Origin of the sequence: Paraburkholderia sp. 32 (assembly GCF_050435345.1) — a bacterium.
Taxonomy (GTDB): domain Bacteria; phylum Pseudomonadota; class Gammaproteobacteria; order Burkholderiales; family Burkholderiaceae; genus Paraburkholderia; species Paraburkholderia tuberum.
Map to the genome: position 1 here is coordinate 3874230 of NZ_JBNDKD010000003.1, position 22267 is coordinate 3896496.

At 61.2% G+C, this 22267-nt stretch carries 19 protein-coding genes; 9 read left to right on the forward strand and 10 right to left on the reverse strand.

Features of this window, described 5'->3' with window-relative positions; translation table 11 throughout:
- Nucleotides 1-20 precede the first annotated feature (20 nt).
- From OKW26_RS40665 to OKW26_RS40700, 8 genes are all read left to right on the forward strand, one after another.
- Complete coding sequence (locus tag OKW26_RS40665) at nucleotides 21-953, forward strand: hypothetical protein (protein WP_184066864.1); 933 nt, start codon at nucleotides 21-23, stop codon at nucleotides 951-953.
- Nucleotides 954-1135: 182 nt separating this feature from the next.
- The gene (locus tag OKW26_RS40670; protein WP_429357054.1) at nucleotides 1136-1564 is read left to right on the forward strand and encodes a YybH family protein; all 429 of its coding nucleotides are present in this window, start codon (nucleotides 1136-1138) and stop codon (nucleotides 1562-1564) included.
- A gap of 93 nt (nucleotides 1565-1657) precedes the next feature.
- The gene (locus OKW26_RS40675; protein WP_429357055.1) at nucleotides 1658-2059 is read left to right on the forward strand and encodes a GFA family protein; all 402 of its coding nucleotides are present in this window, start codon (nucleotides 1658-1660) and stop codon (nucleotides 2057-2059) included.
- A 450-nt stretch (nucleotides 2060-2509) separates the two neighbouring features.
- Complete coding sequence (locus tag OKW26_RS40680; RefSeq protein WP_429336263.1) at nucleotides 2510-3631, forward strand: AI-2E family transporter; 1122 nt, start codon at nucleotides 2510-2512, stop codon at nucleotides 3629-3631.
- A 29-nt stretch (nucleotides 3632-3660) separates the two neighbouring features.
- Complete coding sequence (locus OKW26_RS40685) at nucleotides 3661-5202, forward strand: TolC family protein (RefSeq protein ID WP_429357182.1); 1542 nt, start codon at nucleotides 3661-3663, stop codon at nucleotides 5200-5202.
- Nucleotides 5199-6335 carry an HlyD family secretion protein gene (locus OKW26_RS40690; RefSeq protein WP_429357056.1) on the forward strand — a complete coding sequence of 379 codons (1137 nt, stop codon included), beginning with the start codon at nucleotides 5199-5201 and terminating at the stop codon, nucleotides 6333-6335. The genes OKW26_RS40685 and OKW26_RS40690 overlap by 4 nt, the downstream gene beginning before the upstream one ends.
- Nucleotides 6336-6342: 7 nt before the next feature.
- A complete protein-coding gene (locus OKW26_RS40695; protein ID WP_429357057.1) occupies nucleotides 6343-7356 on the forward strand; it encodes a DUF2955 domain-containing protein in 1014 nt (337 codons plus the stop codon).
- Nucleotides 7357-7408: 52 nt separating this feature from the next.
- Nucleotides 7409-7789, forward strand: coding sequence for a potassium channel family protein (locus OKW26_RS40700; protein ID WP_429357058.1), 381 nt, complete (start codon nucleotides 7409-7411; stop codon nucleotides 7787-7789).
- Nucleotides 7790-7912: 123 nt separating this feature from the next.
- Here the strand turns inward: OKW26_RS40700 and OKW26_RS40705 are convergent, their stop codons facing one another.
- The 4 genes from OKW26_RS40705 to OKW26_RS40720 form a co-directional block, all read right to left on the reverse strand.
- Nucleotides 7913-8380: a protein kinase gene (locus OKW26_RS40705; RefSeq protein ID WP_429357059.1), complete on the reverse strand. Its 468-nt coding sequence runs from the start codon at nucleotides 8378-8380 to the stop codon at nucleotides 7913-7915.
- Between the two features lie 116 nt (nucleotides 8381-8496).
- The gene (glgX, locus tag OKW26_RS40710) at nucleotides 8497-10593 is read right to left on the reverse strand and encodes a glycogen debranching protein GlgX (protein WP_429357060.1); all 2097 of its coding nucleotides are present in this window, start codon (nucleotides 10591-10593) and stop codon (nucleotides 8497-8499) included.
- Nucleotides 10583-13078 (reverse strand): glycogen/starch/alpha-glucan phosphorylase, encoded by a 2496-nt coding sequence (locus tag OKW26_RS40715; protein ID WP_429357061.1) that lies wholly within the window; start codon nucleotides 13076-13078, stop codon nucleotides 10583-10585. The genes glgX and OKW26_RS40715 overlap by 11 nt, the downstream gene beginning before the upstream one ends.
- Before the next feature lie 33 nt (nucleotides 13079-13111).
- Nucleotides 13112-15508: a phosphoketolase family protein gene (locus tag OKW26_RS40720; protein WP_429357062.1), complete on the reverse strand. Its 2397-nt coding sequence runs from the start codon at nucleotides 15506-15508 to the stop codon at nucleotides 13112-13114.
- A 262-nt stretch (nucleotides 15509-15770) separates the two neighbouring features.
- Here OKW26_RS40720 and OKW26_RS40725 point away from each other — a divergent pair, with 262 nt between their 5' ends.
- Entirely contained in the window at nucleotides 15771-17180 is a 1410-nt protein-coding gene (locus OKW26_RS40725) for a DUF6538 domain-containing protein (RefSeq protein ID WP_429357183.1), read from the forward strand.
- A gap of 20 nt (nucleotides 17181-17200) precedes the next feature.
- Here OKW26_RS40725 and OKW26_RS40730 read toward each other — a convergent pair whose 3' ends face one another.
- From OKW26_RS40730 to OKW26_RS40755, 6 genes are all read right to left on the reverse strand, one after another.
- Nucleotides 17201-17653 carry a hypothetical protein gene (locus OKW26_RS40730; RefSeq protein ID WP_429357063.1) on the reverse strand — a complete coding sequence of 151 codons (453 nt, stop codon included), beginning with the start codon at nucleotides 17651-17653 and terminating at the stop codon, nucleotides 17201-17203.
- A 115-nt stretch (nucleotides 17654-17768) separates the two neighbouring features.
- The gene (locus tag OKW26_RS40735) at nucleotides 17769-18485 is read right to left on the reverse strand and encodes a hypothetical protein (protein WP_429357064.1); all 717 of its coding nucleotides are present in this window, start codon (nucleotides 18483-18485) and stop codon (nucleotides 17769-17771) included.
- Nucleotides 18486-20044: 1559 nt separating this feature from the next.
- The gene (locus tag OKW26_RS40740) at nucleotides 20045-21037 is read right to left on the reverse strand and encodes an IS5 family transposase (RefSeq protein ID WP_429354839.1); all 993 of its coding nucleotides are present in this window, start codon (nucleotides 21035-21037) and stop codon (nucleotides 20045-20047) included.
- Between the two features lie 87 nt (nucleotides 21038-21124).
- Nucleotides 21125-21403, reverse strand: a complete 279-nt coding sequence (locus tag OKW26_RS40745) for a hypothetical protein (protein ID WP_429357065.1) — start codon at nucleotides 21401-21403, stop codon at nucleotides 21125-21127.
- A 34-nt stretch (nucleotides 21404-21437) separates the two neighbouring features.
- The gene (locus tag OKW26_RS40750; RefSeq protein WP_429357066.1) at nucleotides 21438-21734 is read right to left on the reverse strand and encodes a hypothetical protein; all 297 of its coding nucleotides are present in this window, start codon (nucleotides 21732-21734) and stop codon (nucleotides 21438-21440) included.
- Nucleotides 21735-21864: 130 nt separating this feature from the next.
- The gene (locus OKW26_RS40755) at nucleotides 21865-22242 is read right to left on the reverse strand and encodes a hypothetical protein (RefSeq protein ID WP_429357067.1); all 378 of its coding nucleotides are present in this window, start codon (nucleotides 22240-22242) and stop codon (nucleotides 21865-21867) included.
- Between the last annotated feature and the right edge of the window lie 25 nt (nucleotides 22243-22267).

Consider the following 22267-nt stretch of genomic DNA (forward strand, 5'->3'; position numbering starts at 1 on the left):
GCCAAAGTAGGAGGAGGACCATGAGCAGGCTTGCGACATACCTGACAGGTAATCGGCGGACGCGACCGTGGTGGATGGTCTTGATCACGACGGTGTTCTGTTTCTTATGCCAGAGCGTCGTCGCGCAAGCGGACGACGGCGCCGCTCGCCTGCACGCGAAATATCAAAGTCTGACGCAGCAACTCGCGCACAACCAGTTTCAGCGACCGCTGTACCTCGAATCGCAGGAGTTGCCGTCGGCGCTCAAGGGCGATATTTACGGGGTGCTCAACTATCCTTTCGCGGTGGTCAGCGGCGCCCTCAACGACCCGACTCAGGGCCCGGCCAACTGGTGCGACGTGCTGATCCTGCATCTGAACACCAAATACTGCCATGCGTCGACCAGCGACAGCGGTACGATCCTCACCGTGAACATCGGCAAGAAAACCGAGGAATCGCTTTCGTCGTCGTACCGCGTGCAATTCAACTTTCGTGCGGTAGCGAGCACCCCTGATTATTTTCGCGTCGAGCTCACTGCCGCCAAGGGTCCGCTGAGCACGAAAGACTACCGTATCGTGCTGGAAGCGATACCGGTGGGCGATAACCGCACCTTTATTCACCTGACCTACGCGTACGGATATGGCACGGCGGGACGGATTGCCATGAAAACCTACCTGGCGACGATCGGCAGCGACAAGGTCGGCTTTTCCGCTACGCCCGATTCGTCGACGAGCGAGCCGCAATACATCGGCGGCGTGCGCGGCCTGGTCGAACGCAATACGATGCGCTACTACCTCGCCATCGATGCCTATCTTGGCGCGCTTTCCAGCCCGCCCAACGCCCGCCTCGACAAACGCCTCGCTGACTGGTTCGATGCGACCGAGCAGTATCCGCGGCAACTGCACGAGGTCAGCCGCGCCGACTATATGCAAATGAAGCACGACGAGTATCAACGTCAGCAGATCGCCCAGTGATCCGCGCAGCGGGCGGGATCTGATCAATGCAACGCAATATCGTGTTGAAGGTTTTTTCGGGGGAATGTCGATCCGATGGTGCGTCGATCGTCGTTACCTGGTAAGACAATTGGCCAGGAACCTTGGATCTGCCGTTTTGCGCCAGGTCTGGCCGCCATCGTCATCCGACCTGGGAGCACACCGTGAACCGACTCGACAATCCGATCCTGCAAGTCCTGGAAGGCTACAAAGCCGCGGTATTGGCAAAAGACGTGGACGCGTTCGTTGCGCTATACGACCGCGATGCGGTGGTCTTCGACATGTGGGGAACATGGTCGTACCACGGCATCGCATCGTGGCGCGACATGGTGGAGGGCTGGTTCGGTTCGCTGGGTACGGAACGTGTGATAGTCGATTTCAGCGCGGCGCAAACAATCGTCGCCGCGGACCTCGCCGTCGTTCACGCCTTCGCGACATATAAAGCCGTCGACGCCGACGGATTGGAACTGCGCTCCATGGACAATCGCCTGACCATGACGCTGAGGCAGCAGGCCGACGGATGGAAAATTGTCCACCAGCACACCTCCTCTCCGATCGAGGTCTGCAGGGCGCAGGTAATTTTCAGGCGCTAGCGGTCTGGCGGTTCGACATCGCGCGTCGGCTCGCGAATAATCACGGCTGCGTGACTTTCCAATTTGCGACGTACCTTCTGTTTAAAAGCAGCCATGAAACCATTGCTTGCCGGCCGATGCCTTTGCGGTGCCGTCCATTACTCGGTGAAGGACGAATTCGTCTATGCGTTGAACTGCCACTGTTCAAACTGCCGGCGCGCGACCGGCTCGGCGTTCAAACCCTTCGCGGGAATCGAGCGCGACAAGCTGCGCATCACTCGGGGCGAAGACAGCCTGTTGATGTTCGGCGATGAACGAGCGTCGCATGATGTGCGCTGCAAAATATGTGGAAGCCTGATGTTCTCGGTGGTTCGTCAGGGGCAGTACGTTCACGTCACGCTGGGAACACTCACGGACTCGCCCGCCATGTCTCCCACCGCCCACATTTTCGTGGGTTCAAAGGCACCGTGGTATTCGATCACCGACCAATTGCCGCAACACGACGAATTCGGGTGAGTCTCCTTCCTATCGCAACATCGACTCGAAAGGCGCCGTACCAGCCGCCGCCGCCGTGCGACAGCACGATCAGCGGCAGGTGATGGCCTGCTATCGGCGTGCCGGCCGCAACGGTCCGGGTGACGTCGCCCAAGGCGTGCGGCGTGGCCGGCGCATCGGTGGGATACCAGATTCCGGCCGTGAGCGGCGGCTCGGCGGCTGAGCTCCGGACGGCTCGAGGTCTATGAGACCAAAGTCCAATTGAATATTTCAGGCGCGGGTTCAATAGTAGTGAAACGCCGCGTTCTGTCGACGACAAAGCCGGCGCGATCCTCTTCCTAAAATGCCGGAATTGCAGGCAGGCCTTGGTATTGGCGTCAGGAACGTTCCAGTGGGTTTGAGTTTTCGCGATTGCAGGCCTATCACGGTGTCGCCGCCGAACCGCGACGCGACCTGGCGGGAGAACAACTTATGCTGCTCACACCGATTCCCCAACGGACTCCGTCCCGAGAGATGCTCGACGTCCTGATCCGCGCCGGACTCATCGCGGTCCTGGCCGTATTCTGTTTTCGGATCTTCGCGCCGTTTCTTAACCTGATGGCCTGGTCGGTGATTCTTGCGATCACGCTCTATCCGCTGCAGGTCCTGCTTCGCTCCATGCTCGGCGGCAAGGATGGCCTGATCGCCACGCTGATCGTCCTTGTCGCGCTTGTCGTAATTCTGGTGCCAACGTATGCGCTGGGTCTCGCGGTAGCCGATTCGGTCGAGAAATCGATAGCCATTGCCAGGAGCGGTAGCTTCCGGATTCCGCCTCCCGCGGACTCGGTGGCGAGTTGGCCGTTGGTCGGCCAGCGTGTGTACGACTTCTGGCAACAGGCATCGACGGACCTGACCGGTCTTGCGCATAAATTCGCCCCGCAGCTGAAGGAGGCCGGGCTCGCTGTGCTTGCAACGGTGACGGGTCTCGGTGCCGGCCTGGTGATATTTTTCGTCGCGCTGATCGTCGCAGGCATCCTGATGGCCCACGGTGAGAAGGGCTATCACAGCGCGGTGCAGATCGCCTCGCGCATCTCGGGGCCCGAGAACGGCGCTCAGATCGCCGACTTGTGCACGGCGACGATTCGCGCGGTGGCCCAGGGGGTAGTGGGCATCGCGTTTATCCAGATGCTGCTGATCGGCATCGGCTTCGTCGTGAAGGGGATACCCGGCGCGGGGTTGCTCGCGCTGGCCGTGCTGCTGCTCGGCATCATGCAATTGCCGGCCACGCTGATCACCATTCCGGTGATCGCCTTCGTGATCGTCACGGACGGCGTGAACACCGCAAACATCATCTTCTCGGTTTACGTGTTCGTCGCGGGCCTCGCCGACAACGTGCTCAAGCCATTGATGCTGGGCCGTGGCGTCGCGGTGCCGATGCCGGTCGTGCTGATCGGAGCGCTCGGCGGCATGGTGACGGGAGGCGTCATCGGGCTATTCGTTGGGCCCGTGATGCTGGCCGTCGGTTATCAGCTGTTCTGGCGCTGGGTCCGAGACCAGCCTCAACCCAGGCAACCCACGCAACCGACGCAGACCCACGAACAGAAGCAGACCTGAAGCTCGAGGATGGCTCCGTGTCACCGTTGATGCGTCCGTACGGGATCGCAGTGCTTTTCGGGGCGGCGGTTGGCCTGAGCGGATGCATGCGGGTGGGCCCGGACTTCAAGCCGCAGCATGAAGCGTGGAGCGAGCACTGGAGTAGCGAATCGATCACGCGGGTCACGCAACAGGGTGCACAGCCCGATGTGCGCCAGTGGTGGCTGATCTTCGACGATAGGAATCTCGAACGTCTGATCGCCGAAGCCGACGCGAACAACGGCGACCTGAAGATCGCCGGACTGCGCGTGCTCGAGGCGCGCGCACAGCTCGGCATCGCGCTCGCGGGACGCTATCCGCAGGTGCAGCAGGCGAGTGCCGATGTACTGGCTTCGGCGCGCAAGCGCTCGGATGGTTCCAATCCGCGCTCGGGCGCCTTCGTGCAGTACGGCGCGGGCTTCAGCATCGGCTGGGAACTCGATTTCTGGGGACGTTTCAGCCGCGCGATCGAATCGGCCGACGCCGGGTTCTTCGCCGCGCAAGCCAACCGCGACGATGCGCTGGTTCTGTTGCACGCGCAGGTCGCGGATTCGTATTTCACACTGCGGGTCGCGCAGGCGCGGCTACGTATCGCTCGCGAGAACGCCCAGTTGCAAAAACGCAGCTACGACATCGCTCAAAAGCTCTTCAAGGCTGGCGAATCCGACGAACTCGACTTCCAGCAGGCGAAGACGCAGTACCTTGGGACGCTGAGCAGCATCCCCGATCTCGAAAGCCAGATCGTGCTTGCGCGTCATGCGCTGTCGGTGCTGATCGGGCGAGCGCCGGGTCCGCTGCCGGAACTCGACGTGCAGTCGGGCAAGGAAGGCGTGGTGCCGCTGGTGGATCATGCGGTGCTGCAGGACGTGCCGGCCGATCTGCTGTTGCGCCGCCCTGACGTTCGCGCGGCCGAGTATCAGATGGCTTCGCAGTCGGCGCTCATCGGCGTGGCAAAAGCGGATCTGTACCCGTCGGTATCGTTGCTCGGCACGCTGACGTGGACCGCCAGTTCGCTCGCGGGCGCACCGAGCACACTGCTCTTTGCCGCGGGCCCGAGCGTGACGTGGAACGTGTTCGATTACGGCAGGATCACGAACAACGTGCGCGTCCAGGACGCACGGCTGCAAGAGTTGACGCTCGCTTATCAGAACACGGTGCGCGAGGCGGCGCGCGAGGCCGACGATGCCGCGACGGCGCTGCTCGCCGCCTTGCAGCGCGACACCATTCTGAATGACGCGCAGGGCGCGGCGCGGCGCTCGCTGACGCTCGCCAATACGATCTATCGGGAAGGGTATTCGGACTTCCAGCGGGTCCTCGATGCGCAGCGCGCGCTGTTCGCGCAGCAGGACGCGTACGTGGTCAATCGCAGCAATGCGCTCGGCAGTGTGATCGCGCTTTACAAGGCGCTCGGAGGCGGCTGGGAAACCGAACAGCCGCTCGTCGACGCGGCGACGCGCGCGCAGATGCGGCAACGCACCGATTGGGGCGACCTGCTCGACCAGACGGCGCCGTCTTCCGGTACGCCGGGGCAAGCCGAAGGGGCGTCACGATGAGCGATACCCAGGATACCCGCGAGCCTCGAACCGCCGCCCCGCCGAAGTCGTCGACGCCTGCCGCCGACCCTTCGGGCAGGACGGTCAAATGGGTCGTCTGTCTGATCGTGCTGAGCCTGATCTGGTATCTGCTCGCCGACCGTTTCACGCCGTATACGCAGCAGGCGCGGATTCAGGCCTATGTCGTGCCCGTCGCCGCCGAGGTGTCGGGACGCGTGACGCGGGTGTTCGTCCATAACAACCAGGATGTCAACGCGGGGGACGTGCTGTTCGAAGTCGATAGCGAGCCCTACCGCATTGCCGCTGACCGCGCGCGCGCCGATCTGGAGTCCGCGCGCCGGCAGGTCGGTGCCAGCACGGCCGGCATCGAGTCGGCAGTCGCGGCGTTGCGGGCCGCCATCGCGAACGAGGTCAAGGCGCGCCAGGACAGCGACCGTCTCGAGCGGCTCTATCGTGAAGACGAGGGCACCGTCTCCCTGCGACGCCTCGAGGTCGCGCGGGCGACGCATGAACAGGCGCTAAGCCAGGTCGACGGGGCCCGTGCCGAAGTCGAGCGGGCGCGGGAGCAGCAGGGCGGAAGCGAGGCGGAGAATGCGCAGTTGCGCAGCGCCGCTGGCGCGCTGGAGAAGGCCGAACTCGATCTCGCCAACGCGCGGATCAGAGCCCGCTCGAGCGGCGTCGTGACCGATCTGCGCACGGAAGTCGGTCAGTTCGCCGCGGCGGGCAATCCGGTCATGACGCTGATCGCGATCCGCGACGTGTGGGTCAGCGCCGACATGACGGAGAACAATCTGGGCCATCTCAAACCCGGCACGCGCGTCGAGATCGCCTTGGACGTGCTGCCCGGCGAAGTGTTCGGCGGGCGGGTTCGCAGTATCGGCTATGGCGTGAGCGTGGGGCAGAGCACGCCGGCGGGCAGCCTGCCCACCGTGCAGAATAGCCGCGACTGGCTGCGTCCCGCGCAGCGTTTCCCGGTAATCGTCGAATTCGACGACCGCGAGCGCGCGCGTCTGCGCGATCTGCGGGTGGGCGGGCAGGCCGAAGTGATGGCGTTTCCGACCCAGGGCAATCCGCTCAATCCGCTGGGACACGCGTTCATCCGGCTGATGAGCTGGCTCTCCTACGTCTATTGAGAAGCCCATGCAACCCGTGACCCAGCGCCTCGGTTATCGCGCGATACGTGTGGCTATCGGAACGGCAATCGCTCTTGCCGTCAGCTTTGGACTCGATTTCCCGATACCCGTCGTCGCGCCGGTATTCACGGTTTTTCTGCTGGCCACGCAGAATCGGCCGCTATCGTTGAAGGCCGGCGTGATTCTTTCGCTGGTCGTGGCGTCGACCACCGGCAGCGGCCTGCTCCTCGTTCCGTTGCTTCGTCACTATGCGTTGGCCGGCATCATGATCGTCGGCCTCATGCTGTTCTTCGCGTTTCGTTACGGGCTGCGTGGCGGCAACAATCTCGTCGCGACTTTTCTGGTCGCGGGACTGACGATGATTTCCGCCGCGGGCACGGCCGACTTCGAACTGGCCCTGACGGTCGTCGGCGCGCTGGCGAAGGGACTTCTGCTTGCCGTGCTGGCGTCGACGCTGGCGCACAGATTGTTTCCTGAAAGCATGGGCGCGCGAGAACAGCCCGCCGCGGCAGCGATGGCGGAAGACGAGGCGGCCTATATCGCGCTGCGTGCCGCGCTCGTCGTCATGCCGGCCTATCTGCTCGCGATGACCGACCCGGCGAACTACATGCCGATCATCATGAAGTCCGTCAGCCTCGGGAGACAATCCTGCACGACCTCGGCCCGCGGCGCCGCACGCGATCTGATCGGCTCGACGCTGCTCGGCGGTCTGCTCGCCATCGCGTTCTGGTTTGCGCTGAGGCTGTTCGTGCATTTGTGGATGTTCTTTCTGTGGATGCTATTGTTCGGCCTGCTGGTGGGACGCAAGCTGTACGGCCTGCAACCCACGCGTTGTTCGCCGGGCTTCTGGCTGAACAGTCTCGTGACGATGATCATTCTGCTCGGGCAATCGGTGCAGGACAGCGTGGCGGGCAAGGATGTCTACACCGCGTTTGCCGTGCGAATGGGGCTCTTTCTGGCCGTAACGGCCTATGCGTATTTGATGCTTCTGCTTTTCGAGCAGCACCGCCGTGCGGAGTGAGGCGGTGCGGCATGCTGCAAAGCCGATCCGGTGATCGCAACAGGAGCGTGCAATGGGAAATGCGACAGGCGATGGCGCGGTCCGTCCTCGGGCTAGTGAGATTCTGAAGGAAATGGCGATAACCCTGTGGTATCTGAGAGCGATTCTGATCGGTCTGCTTCTACTGTTCGTCTTGCTGACGATTGGCATGGACTACTGGGGCGTGCCCGTCGAGACAGCGAACCGGACACCGTCGCCGTTGGGTGAAACCGTGTACTTCTGCGCGATCACGGCGCTCACCATCGGGTACGGCGATGTCGTGCCCACTTCGGCGTTCGGCCGGATCGACGCCGCATGCCTCGGGCTGATCGGTGTGGTATTCACCGGCTTGATCGTGGCCGCGGCTGTACGAGGTGTGCAGGAGGCCGCGCATCGGGCGGAAAGGACGGGATAGCGAGGCGCGGAACAGAATGAGGCGGACTGGACGGTATTGAAGGCGGCAGTCAAGGCGGGACGTATTCAGGTCATTCGTGAATGAGGTTCAAGTCCCAGCCTGACTTTTTCTAAACCACATCGGCTAATTGCCTTCCGGCATTTTCGACGAATGATGGCTGGTAATCAGCCACTTGTGCCCATTCCACGCGTAGGTGAACGTATAGCGCGCCTTGACGACCGAGCCGTCCGCGAACTTGAAGGTGTAGAGCCCCGAGTCGATCGCGGTGTTGCATTCGATCATGATGTCGCGGAAGTCGATCGTGCCGACCGGTTTGTTTTCGAGGAAGTGTTTGAAATAGTCGAGCTTTTCGTCGGCGGTCAAACGCGGCTTGTTCGAGACGGTCGGCAGCAGGATCGAGTTCGGCGCGTAGTTCGCCACGACCTTCCGCGGGTCGCCGGTTTTCAGCGAGTCGTTCCAGCGATCGAACAGTGCGGAAATCTGCTTTTCCGAGGTGGGATGGCAGGCCTCGGACCTCGCGAGTGCGCTGCCATGGGCCACGACCGCAATCATCGCAAAGACGACGGACGGCCCGTCAACGCTGATTCTCATGATGCCCTCCGCGATCGTTGCCGGTGGATTGTTCCGCCAGTAAATCGAAACTGCGCACGGCATATCCGCCACAGCATCGACGTTAGAGGACAAGAACCCGGGTTATTTGCGTCGGTTCAGCTCGCTTCTTCCAGAACTACGACACTGCGTGCCTCGACGCGAAATTGATCGCTTTCGACAGCGCCCTGTTGCGCCGCTTGCACGATGTCATGCGGACTGTCGCGCGCGGTATCGACGATACGCCGCCAGTGCCGCCCGTCGGACGCGGGCAACTGGACCGTGCGGGCGCAATCGTCCATGTTGAACACCGCGTGCAGTGCCGGCTCGCCAGGCGCTTCGCCGCCCAGCGTGACGGCGAGAAGCCGCGCGCCTGGATCGTGCCAGCCCGGCTCGTTCAGGCGCTCGTCGTGCCATGCCGCATCCGGCCGAGTCTGCCCCGGCGAGGGCCGGCCGGTCAGGAAATACCGCCGCCGCAAACTTGCGTGGCGCTTGCGCAGCGCGATCAGCTCGCGCACGAAGCGCGACATGGCCGAGCCGGCTTCAGTGGGTGTCCAGTCGAACCAGCTGAGGGTGTTGTCCTGACAATAGGCGTTGTTGTTGCCGCGCTGGCTGCGCAGCACCTCGTCGCCGGCGAGCGTCATCGGCACACCCAGACTCAGGAACAGGATGGCCATCACGTTGCGTGCCTGGCGGTGTCGCAGACCGAGAATCCCGGCGTCGCCGGTCTCGCCCTCGGCGCCACAGTTCCACGACAGGTTGTCGGAGCTGCCGTCGCGATTCTCGTCGCCGTTGGCTTCGTTGTGCTTCGATTCGTAGCTGACGAGATCGATCAGCGTGAAGCCGTCGTGGCACGTCACGAAGTTGACGCTGTTGTTGGGCAGCCTGCCGTTGTCCGCATAGAGGTCCGAGCTGCCCGCGATGCAGGTCGCGACCGCCCCGATGAGCCCCGGGTCGCCGCGCACGAAACGGCGAATCACGTCCCGATAGCGGCCGTTCCACTCGGCCCATGCCATGCCGGGAAAGGCGCCGACCTGATACATGCCGGCGGCGTCCCACGCCTCCGCGATCAATGGCACGCGCGACAGCACACGCGAAGACTCGATCGCCCAGGGCAGCGGTGGATCGACCATCAGCTCGCCGCGCTGGTCGCGCGCGAAGATACTCGCCAGATCGAACCGGAAGCCATCGACGCCGAGTTCTTCCACCCAGTATTCGAGGCAGCGCACGATGAACGTCGTCACCAGCGGATGGTTGCAATTGATCGTGTTGCCGCAGCCGGTGTAGTCCCGGTAGCGGCGCCGGTCGGCCGCGTCGAGGTGGTAGAAGATATCGTTGACGAGGCCCTTGAAGTTGATGACGGGGCCCGTCTCGCCCGCTTCGGCCGTATGGTTGAACACGACGTCGAGCAGCACGGCGATGCCCGCGGCGTGCATGGCGTCGGTCAGCGCGCGAAACTCCTGGGGCGCGCGCGCGGGATCGCGGCAGTAGCGAGGATGCGGGCTGTAATAGCTATGCGTGCTGTAACCCCAGTAGTTGCTCAGGCCGAGGGCCGCCGTGGCGGGCGGAACGTCCTGTTCGTCGAAGGCCATCACCGGCAGCAGCTCGACGTGGGTCACGCCAAGCTGCGTCAGGTACGGAATCTTTTCGATCAGGCCGGCGAAGGTACCGGGATGCTGCACGCCGCTCGACGGATCACGTGTAAAGCCGCCGACATGCAGCTCGTAGATGATCGCGTCGTCGAGTCCGCGCGAGATACGCCCAGGCGACGAGGGCAGGGGTTCCGTCACGATCGCGCGGTGGGTTTTGTGCCCGTCGGGATTCGGCTGGTCGACCGCAGGCCGCGTCCACAGCACGTCGCTGACCGCGCGGGCATACGGGTCGAGGAGTTCGCGGTCGGGGTCGAACGCGTGGCCGCTAGAGCGCGTATCGCGCGGACCGTCCGCCCGCCACGTGTAGTAGGTGCCGAACGGCAGCGCTTCGACCATCACGTGCCAGTAGTAGAAGGTGCGGTTGCAAGCGGCGGCGAGCGTGATGATCTGGAACGGCTCGGGGCTGTCAGCCGCGTCGTACAGCAACAGCTCGACGCGCGTCGCGTGACGGCAGAAGATGCAGAAATTGATGCCGCCGGGCACCGCCGATGCGCCCACGGGAAACCGCGACCCGGAGCGAACCGCATGAGCACGCACCGATCCCGTTTCAGGGTCATTGATCAAGGGTGATCCTCACCGGGCGGATCTTCCAGATCTTGTCGCAGTATTCGCCGATGGCGCGGTCGGAAGAGAACTTGCCCGAGCGCGCGGTGTTCAGGATCGACATCCGGGTCCAGCGCGGCGTGTCCTGCCAGGCGGCGCTCACGTCGTCCTGGCGCGCCACGTAGGCGGCATAGTCGGCGAGCACGAGAAACGGGTCCGCGTGCGTCAGATTGTCGATCAGCGGGCGGAACATCTCGCGGTCTCCTCGCGAGAAATGACCGTCGGCGATCAGTTGCAGCACTTCGCTCAGTTCCGCGTCGTCCTTCACATAGTCCGCGGGGCGATAACCCGCGCGCTTCACACGTTCCACTTCGTCGGCGCTCAGGCCGAACAGGAAGAAGTTTTCGTCGCCGACCTCTTCGCGGATTTCGACGTTGGCGCCGTCGAGCGTGCCGATCGTCAACGCGCCGTTCATCATGAACTTCATATTGCCGGTGCCCGATGCTTCCTTGCCGGCCGTCGAAATCTGCTCGGACAGGTCGGCGGCAGGGTAGATGAAGTGCGCGTTCTTCACATTGAAGTCCGGATAGAACACGACTTTCAGCCGCCCGTTCACCATCGGGTCGTTATTCACGACTTCGGCGATGCCGTTGATCAAACGGATGATGAGCTTGGCCGTCGCGTAGCCGGGCGCCGCCTTGCCGCCGAATACGAAACAGCGCGGTATCAGCGCGAGCTGCGGATCACGCAGCAGGCGCCGGTACAGCGTGACGATCAGCAACGCGTTCAGATGTTGCCGCTTGTATTCGTGGATGCGCTTGACCTGCACGTCGAACAGCGCGGCGGTGTCGACGCCGATGCCCGTGACGCTCCGGATATGCTCGGCGAGCACGGCCTTGTTCGACTGCTTCACGCTACGCCACTGCTGCTGAAACGCGGCGTCGTCGGCATAGGCTTCGAGCTTGCGCAGTCGCGCGAGATCAGTGACCCAGCCAGCGCCGATGGTCTCGTCGAGCAGCCGCGCGAGCGCCGGATTGCAAAGCAGCATGAAACGGCGCGGCGTGACGCCGTTCGTGACGTTGTGAAAGCGCTCGGGCCACAATTCGGCGAAGTCCCGCAGCACGGTCTGCTTGAGCAGCCCGGAATGCAGTTCGGCGACGCCGTTGACCGCGTGGCTGCCGACCGTCGCCAGATGCGCCATGCGCACGAGCTTGTCACCGCGCTCGTCGATCAGCGACATGCGTTCGATGCGCGCGTCGTCGCCCGGATAGCGCTGCCGGACCTCGTCGAGGAAGCGGCGGTTGATCTCATAGATGATTTCGAGCAGGCGCGGCAGCAGGTTGCGCATCAGCGGCAGCCCCCAGGTTTCGAGCGCTTCGGGCAGCAGGGTGTGATTGGTGTACGCGAGCGCGCGCCGCGTGATGTCCCAGGCCTCGTCCCACGGCACCTGCCTGTCGTCCACCAGCAGACGCATCAGCTCGGCGACGGCGATCGACGGATGCGTGTCGTTCAACTGCACGTTGAACAACTGCGCGAAGTGTCCGACCGGTTCGCCCTTGATTTGGAGCAGGCGCAGCATGTCCTGCAGCGAGCACGACACGAAGAAGTATTGCTGCGCGAGACGCAGGCGCTTGCCGATCTCGGGCTCGTCGTTCGGATACAGCACCTTCGACAGCGTCTCGGAGATGACCTTTTCGTTGACGGCCTCGTAATAGTCGCCGGCGTTGAAGTCCTGCAGGTCGAACGACTCGACCGCCTCGCTCTTCCACAGCCGCAAGGTGTTGCACGTGTTGACGTGATAGCCGGGCATCGGCGTGTCGCAAGCCACGCCTTTGACCTGCCGTGTGGGTGTCCAGCGCACGCACAGGTGCCCGCGTGCATCGGTTTCGTTGTGGGTGCTGCCGCCGAACCCCACGTAGTACGCAACCTCCGGGCGCACGATCTCCCATGGATTGCCCTTTTGCAGCCATTTGTCGGTGGTTTCGACCTGCCAGCCGTCGCGAATCTGCTGGTCGAAGATGCCGAACTCGTAGCGGATGCCATAGCCGATGGCCGGTATTTCCAAACTTGCGAGCGAATCCAGATAGCAGGCCGCGAGGCGGCCAAGTCCGCCATTGCCGAGCCCCGGCTCTTCCTCGAGTTCGAGCAGCATATCGAGGTCGACGCCGAGCGCGCGCAGCGCTTCGCGTGTGTTGGCCTCGATGCCGAGATTGACGAGGTTGTTGCCGAGTTGCGGGCCGATCAGGAACTCGGCGGACAGGTAGCAGGCGACCCGCACGTCGCTTCCGGCGTAGGTCTGTACGGAGGTTGCCCAGCGGGCCAGCAGCCGGTCGCGCACGCTATACGCGAGCGCCATGTACCAGTCATGCGGGGAAGCGATCGCCGGATAGCGGCCCCGCAGGCACAGCAGATTGTCGAGCACGCCGCGTTGGAGCGCGGCGGCGCTCAGGCCGGTGCGCGCTGCATCCGCGCTTTGCTGCGAGGTCGTGGTGGGAGCGTCGGCCATGATGCTTTCCTCGGTGCATGCTGCGCGTGACGTTCAGAAGGGCCAGACCCAGTCGACGATCTCGGCGCGGTCCGTGCCATGCGTATGCGCATAGTTCAGGTTGCTGACGATCGCGTTCCTCATGTCTTCCCTGAGATGCGCGGATCTGCCCTGCAAGCGCGGCACGCGGTCGAGCACGTCGATCACCAGATTGAAGCGGTCCACCTGATTGAGAATCGCCAGTTCGAGCGGCGTGTTGATGTTGCCTTTCTCCTTGTAGCCCCGCACGTGCAGATTCTCGTGATTGCGAAAGCGATAGGCGAGCTTGTGGATCAGCCACGGGTAACCGTGGAAATTGAAGATCACCGGCTTATTGGTCGTAAACAGGCTGTCGAATTCGCGTTCGGTCGAGCCGTGCGGGTGCTCGCTCGCCGGCTGCATCCTGAACAGGTCGACCACGTTGACGAAACGCAGCTTCAGTTCGGGCAGACGCTCGCGCAGGATCGCCGTCGCCGCCAGCGCTTCCTGGGTGGCGACGTCGCCGCACGAGGCCATCACCACGTCCGGTTCGGCGTCCTCGTCGTTGCTCGCGCGCCGCCACACGCCGATGCCTTTGGCGCAGTGCACGACGGCTTCGTCGATGGTGGTGAATTGCAGGTGTTTCTGCTTGTCGGCGACGATCACGTTGATGCAGTCGGTGGTGCGCAGACAGTGGTCGGCGACCACCAGCAGCGTGTTCGCGTCGGGCGGAAGATAGACGCGCGTGACCGAGGGGCTCTTGTTGGTGACGAGATCGATGAAGCCGGGGTCCTGATGCGAAAAGCCGTTGTGATCCTGCCGCCACACGGTCGACGACAGCAGAATGTTTTCCGCCGACACCCACGCGCGCCATGGCACGTGATTGCGGCTGATGTCGAGCCACTTCGCGTGCTGGTTGAACATCGAATCCACCACGTGCGCAAACGCTTCATAGGTATGGAAGAAGCCGTGGCGTCCCGTCAGCAGATAGCCTTCGAGCCATCCCATCAGCGTGTGTTCGGACAGCATTTCCATCACGCGGCCGTCGCGCGCCAGTTCGCCGCCGTCCTCGTCCTCGGGGAGCATCTCGGCCATCCACACCTTCTTGCTGACCTCGTAGATCGACTGCAGACGGTTCGAGGCCGTTTCGTCCGGGCCGAACACGCGGAAGGTGTTCATGTTCGCGCGCATCGTGTCGCGCAGAAATTCGCCGAGTGGCCGCGTGTTCTCCTGCAGCACCTTGCCCGCGTGCAGCACATCCACCGCGTACGCGCGGATGTCGGGCAGCTTCAGTTCGCGGCGCAGTACGCCGCCGTTCGCGTGCGGATTGGCGCTCATGCGCCGCGGGCCTTCGGGCGATAGTGCCTTGAGTTCGGGGATCAGCCGGCCGTCGGCGTCGAAAAGTTCGTCGGGCCGGTAGCTGCGCATCCATTCTTCGAGCACTTCGAGATTCGCGGAGTTGTTGCGCACATCGGAAAAAGGCACCTGATGCGAGCGCCACGAGCCTTCGACCTTGTGCCCGTTGATCTGCTTCGGTCCGCTCCAGCCCTTGGGCGTGCGCAGCACGATCATCGGCCAGAGCGGCCGCTCGAGATTGCCGTTCGCGCGTGCCTGCTGATGAATTGCGCGAATTTCGCCGAGCACGGTATCGAGCGTGTGCGCCATCTTCCGATGCATTTCCGCGTGATCCGATCCTTCGACGAAATGCGGGGTGTAGCCGTAGCCGACAAAGAGCGCTTCCAGTTCTCTGCTGCTGATGCGCGACAGGATGGTGGGATTGGCGATCTTGTAGCCGTTCAGATTCAGGATCGGCAGCACGGTGCCGTCGCGGGCCGGGTTGATGAATTTATTCGAATGCCACGCGGTGGCGAGCGGCCCGGTCTCCGCTTCTCCATCGCCGACCACGCAGGCCACGATGAGGTCCGGGTTGTCGAGCACGGCGCCATACGCATGCGACAGGCTGTAGCCAAGCTCGCCGCCTTCGTGGATGGACCCGGGCGTCTCCGGCGTCACATGCGAACCGATATGGCCGGGGAACGAGAACTGCTTGAAGAACTTCTGCATGCCCTCGGCATCTGCGCTCTTGTCCGGATAGATCTCCGAGTAGGTGCCTTCCAGATAGGTGGGGCCGAGCACGCCCGGTGCGCCGTGTCCGGGACCGGCCATGAAGACGACGTCGAGATCGTCGCGTTTGATCACGCGGTTCAGATGCGCCCAGACGAACGATAACGCCGGGCTCGCGCCCCAGTGTCCGAGCAGGCGATACTTGACGTGTTCGACTTTCAGCGGCTCCCGCAGCAGCGGGTTGTCCAGCAGATAGATCATGCCGACCGAAAGATAATTGCATGCGCGCCACCACGCATCGATCAGCTGAAGTTCGTCGCTGCCGAGCGCGGTCTGCTGCGAAGCGTCCGCCGCGGGATGTTTGCCCATACCGACGTCTCCTGTGCTTGCAGCCGCAACCCGAGGGTGTGGATCGTGTCGGGTGCGCTGCGCAGGCGCTTCGATGATTGATGGGGTCCGAATCGCGCCTGTTGGCGGACCTCTACAACCGGGTATTCTTCGCCAGCCGATGAACATCCATAACGCAGAATATGTTAATCTGTCCGCGAATGCCAGTAAAACCGCGCCACGTCTAGAACCCAATACGGGCGGGGCTTTGCGGCCGTGCCTGTGTCCACATGGATGCTACACAATGGCCCGGAATTCACACCTTGTTAAGCGCGGCTCGCGGTACTATCTCCGCAGGCGTGTACCGCTCGACTTGCTAGCCCATTACAGCGGCAAGCGTGAAATTGTTCGTGCGCTAGGCACGTCGGAACGCAGCGAGGCAGCGATACTTGTGCGCCGCGCTAGCTCGGACCTAGATGCGGAATTCGAAGGGCTGCGAGGCAAGGCGCTACCGTCGCTACCATCAGTACCACCGCGCCGCTTAGGTGCGCTCGATCAACTCCTAGAACACGAAACGGGCAGGGACGAGACCGACCTAGCGGAGTACAGCCTAGACGACCGTATCCGGCTTGCCGTAGCCCATGCGCTCAGAGCGCACACAGCCCCTACAGCAGCCCCGTTGCCCCTCGTCAATACTGGCGCAAGGGTAGAGACCGCCAAGCCCGTACAGCGCGTCTTAGAGAACGCTGCCCGCACCTTAGCGACCGTGGTGGATAGCTGGGCAATCGAGCGCAAACCGACAGCAGGCTCTATCGCTACCATGCGCCGCCATGTGGCACGTCTAGTAGATTCGATAGGAGACCTACCCGTACACGCCATAACCAAGGCGCACTTGATCGCCTACAAAGACACGGCGCTGTCGAGCGGTTCGACCATAAAGGCCGTCAACTATTCATTGGGGCAGATAGCAGTGCTACTGAAGTTTGCCGAAGGGCAAGATTGGATCACGTCTAACCCGGCTACCGGATTACGTATGCAAGAACGCAGGCACGCCGCGCCGGTGCGTCTCCCGTTCAGCGAGCTAGCCCTTAATGCGATCTTCAGTAGTCCGGTCTATACGCACGGGGAACGACCACGCGCCGGGGCAGGCGAGGCGGCGTACTGGCTTCCCTTGCTCGGTCTGTTCACGGGTGCGCGCATAGAGGAACTAGCCCAGCTAGTGCCGGGAGACATTAGACAGGAGACCTACCGCGAGCAAGACAGCACAGAGCGCACGGTATGGGTTATGCGGATCACTGCGGACTCTCCGGGCCAGACGCTTAAGACGGCGGCGTCTAGGCGGCGTATCCCGCTGCACCCGGCATTGCTTGACCGTGGCTTGATCGCCTATGTCGAATCACGTAACCGGGAGACATGGCTATTCCCTGTCCGCATTTCTCCGAAGGGGTCACACAGTGCGAACTTTAGTCAATGGTTCCACCGATACCTACGCGAGGTTTGCGGAGTCACGGACGACCGTATGGTTTTTCACTCGTTCCGGCACCTCTGGAAAGATACGGCCCGTGAGTGCGGGATACCGAAGGACATACGCGACCAATGGCAAGGCCACGTAGAACCCGGTGCGGGTGGTCTATACGGCGGTGAGTTCGCCCCGCTGCGTTCACTCGTAGAAGCTATGGCGCGGCTCGTCGTGCATTGCAAGCTACCGGGCTAACGGCTTAAGCGGCGCACGCACTACCGGGCTAGCGCCTTGCCGGTGAATGGGCATACTTCTACCGCTGCGGACTTGCTGACGGATGCGCCGCTGCGCGTCTGTCCTTTGGTAACTACCTTCTCTGAGACCGGTTCGCATGCCTTGCGCAATGCCAGAAAAGCCGCGTCTACCTTAGACAGCGTGCGCCGTGCTGCGGTCTCGCCTACCTGTGCGCTGAGTTCCGTTCGCAGGTCGTCAAGCTCGATACCCATGCGCCGCAGGGGCTTTGTTAGATCGACACGCGGCTCGTCGGACTTGGTAACTACCTTCTCTGCTGTGGACTCGGTAACTACCTTCTCGTAAGCCCTAGCTGCCCAGCTTGGTAGACCGCCTGTGATAACGGATACGCTGCGCCGGTATGCTGCTTTGCCGTTCTTGTTCAACCGGGAAAAGTAGTTACTTTCCTGTTCGTTGTCCTCCAAGACGTGCTTCATGTGGTTCAATCCTCCTATGAATAGGGCAAAAATAGTAAAACGGGGTGACAAAACGGGGTATCTGGCGGGTAGCTACCAACATTTTATAGAGATAAACCATATCTCATGTAAAGGATTATTCCGGGGCACCCATGCACCGACGTTCAAGCTCGTTTCGATCCATACCGATCAACGCGAGGAAGTCGGACATGACCAGCATGGACCTACCGGTACGACCGTGGTGTGCGATGCCTGCTGCGCAATCGACCTCGCATTCAAGCCCCATAGCGTTAAACCAATGAAACGTCTTACCGCTGATACGTACGAACCGCTTGCCTAACGTAATTCCGGGTATCTGCATAACTGTGAACTCCTGTGCTTTGCCCTTCCCGAGCAAGTGCGTACGCATCTGGTTAAATGAAATGTCCTTAGCCGTAATCGGCGGTACGGTTACGCCCCGGCTGTTCAGTACCGCGATAAGTTTAGCGATAGTGTGCGGGTACTTGCTCGGCTTGTTCTTAGCCGTACGTGCTTTTACGAACCACGTATAAGCCACTGCGTAACTAGGTCCATAGGTGCGTTCAAGCAGCACTAGAAAGTCGTCTATGTTCATTTCTAGGTACTCGTAGCGTAGCTGTCTGTTGACCGGATTGACGAGTAGACTCGCGTACTTCTCGCACCAGTCGAACGGGTAGCGCTTGCCAGCAGGTAACACGATATGTACGTCTCCGTCAGCGTCTACCTTGGTAGCAGCGCGACTCTTGGCCTGTGTTCTGCTGTAGTCAACTACGCGCTTGCTGGGCTTGTCAGCGTTACCGTGGTCTACCTCGTCGGGTATGTTGAGTTCGATCATAAGTTCTCCTTACTTCGCGGTGATAAGGACCACACTCTATAGAGTAGTTACCATGTTGGAAAGTAGTTACCTAGTGCCGTGGCTCTAACATTCGATACAGGGCGCTGAGCGGCGCAATAGATCAAACCTAATGGCTAGGTCAGGCGATAGCACCATACCGGGGGGTGGGTCAAAAACTAGAACTCGATCGGCTGGAATCCGACAGTTCCCAACAGATTTAACCGATTGTCCAAATATTTCCCAAAAACGCAGCGGGAACGGCCCGGTTTTTGACATTCCGCAGAAATGCGCCCATAAGTGCAAGCGCCCCGAACGTTAGCCCCTATGCTTAAGGTTCGCTTGTACCGCGCACATAACGGTACGTAAACGGGCTACATACTCGGTGCGCTTAGTACCGTCCGGGTTATCGTATTCGTAAGTATCGACCACGTACTGAGCGTTCTTAAGCTCTTGCACGGACTTGCAGAACATAGAACGCATAACGCGCTTACCGTGGTTCGCGAAGCTGACAGGGTCGCTGAATACGTGTCCGCACCCGTTGCACTTGTAGAACGGTCCGTAAGGCTTGCGCTTAAGGTTGGTTAGCGCTCGGTCCTCGTCTTGCTCCTGTCGTTCAAGCGCTTCGACTTCCTGCAATCGGGTCTTAGCTGCAACCCGGTTTGACTCCCGTTTCTTAGAATCCATCGTTCGTACTCCTATTTGAAATGTTTACAAACGAGGCGCACGGACCATGTAAATTTGGCGTTGTGCGCGCACGCGTAGAACCATAAGGGTTTGCGTCCCGGCCCTATTAAGGCGTTACCGCCCACCTAGGCCCAACTCCATAGGAGTCCTCTAGAAACCCCTCTAACGGGCGCCTAACGGGCTGCCAGGGGTCCGCCTAGGCATGGTACCGGGAAGGGGCTGCGAGCCGCTTAAACCCCCTCTCCTGAGGGACTACGCCACCCTAGCGGGGATTCCCTCGTCCTCGTCCACCTCGTCATCCGTCTGATACGGTCGAAACGTCCACATTGCGCAATCGGTCGCGGTGCAATACCTAACCTCGATTCGTTGGAAGTTGGAACATTGCAGGCATCGCGCCTTCATAGCGGCGGCCCGACTCTTATCGCTGCTGCTAATGCTTGCGCGTTCCGGGCCTGCCGCTGTAGCTCTGCAATCTTGGCCCACATAGCGAGACCAGCGCCCTTACCGCGACCGTATAGAACAAGCCCGTCTCCGGTTCATACCGCAACACTTCCCGCAGTCGGTCTGCCGTCAGTTTCTCCTTAGTCAATTCGCACTCCTGCAGAAAGAGGTAAGACTTGAAGGGAGACACGGCAAAGCCGTATCCCGCCTATTCGCCCTACCTTGGTTAAGCGGGCAGTTCTACCCGCTGCGCCCTCTGTATGAGGCTATCAAGCGGGTTGAGTATCACTGCTAGGCGCGTTAGGGAAACGCTGATTAATGAACTGTCGGATCGGCTTGCAGATCAAGACGCGTCAAATTTTCTGGATAACGAATCGAATCGACGCTCATTTCGGTGAATTTGGCTCGCAAACGAGCCCCTCTTCTCTCATTTTTCATACGCATGACGGATTGCTCCCATGAACCGATCGCAACAGATTTCGCGCAGTCACCAGATTCGCCAGAGCGAACAAGCTGAACAGTTGCGCCGTGTTCTTGGCCAAGCCCTTGTATCGGGTTTTGCGATGGTGAAACAGGTTCTTGACGATATGGAACGGATGCTCAACGCGCGAACGGATCTGCGCCTTGGTTCGTTCGACCGCGACCACCAGGTCCTTCAGCGGCCCTTCCTGCATCGCTTTGATCTTTCCGCGCTTGGCCGCGACGTGCCACTTCACCGTCTTGCCCGTAATTTTCTCGCGCTTGTCTACGCCAATGTAGCCCGCGTCGGCGAACGCCTCTTCTTCATGCCCGTGCAGCAGAGCATGCGCCTGCGACACATCCGACACGTTCGCCGCCGTGCCAACCACACTGTGGATCAGACCCGAATCGGCATCCACGCCAACGTGGGCTTTCATCCCAAAGTGCCATTCGTTGCCCTTCTTCGTTTGATGCATCTCCGGGTCACGGCTCTTCCCGGCGTTCTTGGTCGACGGTGGCGCTTCGATGATCGTCGCATCAACCAGCGTGCCTTCCTTCATCATCAGTCCACGCTCACACAGCGAGATACCGATCTCGTCGAACAGCTTCCGTGTCAGTTCGTGCTCGATCAACAGGCGCCGGAATTTCAGCAGCGTGGTCGCATCCGGAACGTTCTCGACTGCCAGATCGATGCCGGCGAAGGCGCGCAGCGCAATGCTGTCATACAGCGCGTCTTCCAGCCCTTCGTCCGACAGCCCGTACCACTGTTGCAGGAAATAGATCCGCAGCATTCGCTCCAAGCCAATCGGCGGACGGCCTCGCGTGCCCTTCGGGTAATGCGGTTCGATTGCAGACAGCAAACGCTGCCACGGCACAATCTGCCCCATCTCCGCCAGGAAGCGTTGGCGCCTCGTCACGCGCTTCTTGCCTGCAATTTCCGCTTCCGCGAAGCCGATCTGCCTCTTCATCCTCGTGAGTCCGTTCTGTGAGCTGCCTTCTATAACGTCCTCGGCTACGTGAGCGATGACCGCCGAGCTCCATTAATCAGCGTTTCCCTAGTTACAACGCGTGTAGATTTGATTGCCGATTTGCTGCGACGAACAACGTTGCGTGGTCGATTGACCAGAGCTATTGCTGTACGTTTGATTGGTGTACACCGTGTTACCGATCGTTTGCGAATTCGAGCGCATGGTCTCACCATTCGAGTAATTCGAATAGTTGCCGTAGGTCTGATTACCAAGCGTTTGTTGCGAGCCCGACCATTGCGCGTTAGCGTGCGCCGCGAACAGTGCGGTAGTGGTCAAAACGAGTGCTGCGATAAGATTGCGTTTCATGGTTGATCCTTTGGAGCCTAAAGAGTGTTAAGGGTTACTGCATACAGCCGGTGTAAAACGCCGTCGTGATTTGCTTAGGCGTGGCTTTGGTCACATAGACCATGTGCGTAAGATCGTTAAGCGTATTCAGGTTTTGCACAGTGTCCGCCGCTTTAACGTTTGCTGCCAATTGGTCGCGCTCGCTAACACCTAGGTCGCGCCCTTCACCGACCACTTGCACGAATTCAGCAATCGCACCACACGACGCAGCTTGCGACGCCTCAGCATGCGCTGCTTGCGTGGCGAATACCATTACGGTGGCTGCGATGGTTGCGATGTAGAAGCGGCTCATTGTGGGGACTCCTTAAAGGTTAGCGTTTCGCGAGCGTGCCGGCGAGCGGCACCACGGACTAGGGCTATGTTCGCTGCTGCGGTAGCGACGAAGACCACGATAAAGGCTGTGAGCATTTCAGTTCCAAATGTTAGTTGCTAGCGTGCAGCGCGTTCATACACTCTGCAAACGCTTTGCCCTTGACTACCTGTGCGGTAACACTGTCGGCGCCGTTATCGGTGGCTTGGCTTTGCTTCTCGTTCGCCACGTCCGTACACTGCGTCACGTCAGGGTCAGCCGGTGCGGCGGGCGTTGCTACGGGCGTTGCCTGCGCTGCTACGGGCGTCGCCTGCGTCTGTTGCGCCTCTTGGGCGTGTCGCTGCTGCGAGTCGAGAAGGACAGCCACGCCGACAATCGCAGTAATCCCGAAGACCGCAACTAGCGCGACCACAAGCAATTGCTTCCAGAAAACTTGGAACAATACGAGGCACACGATAAACAGGATGAAACCAACGAACACAGCAATCATTCTCAGGACTCCTTAAGGTGCGGGC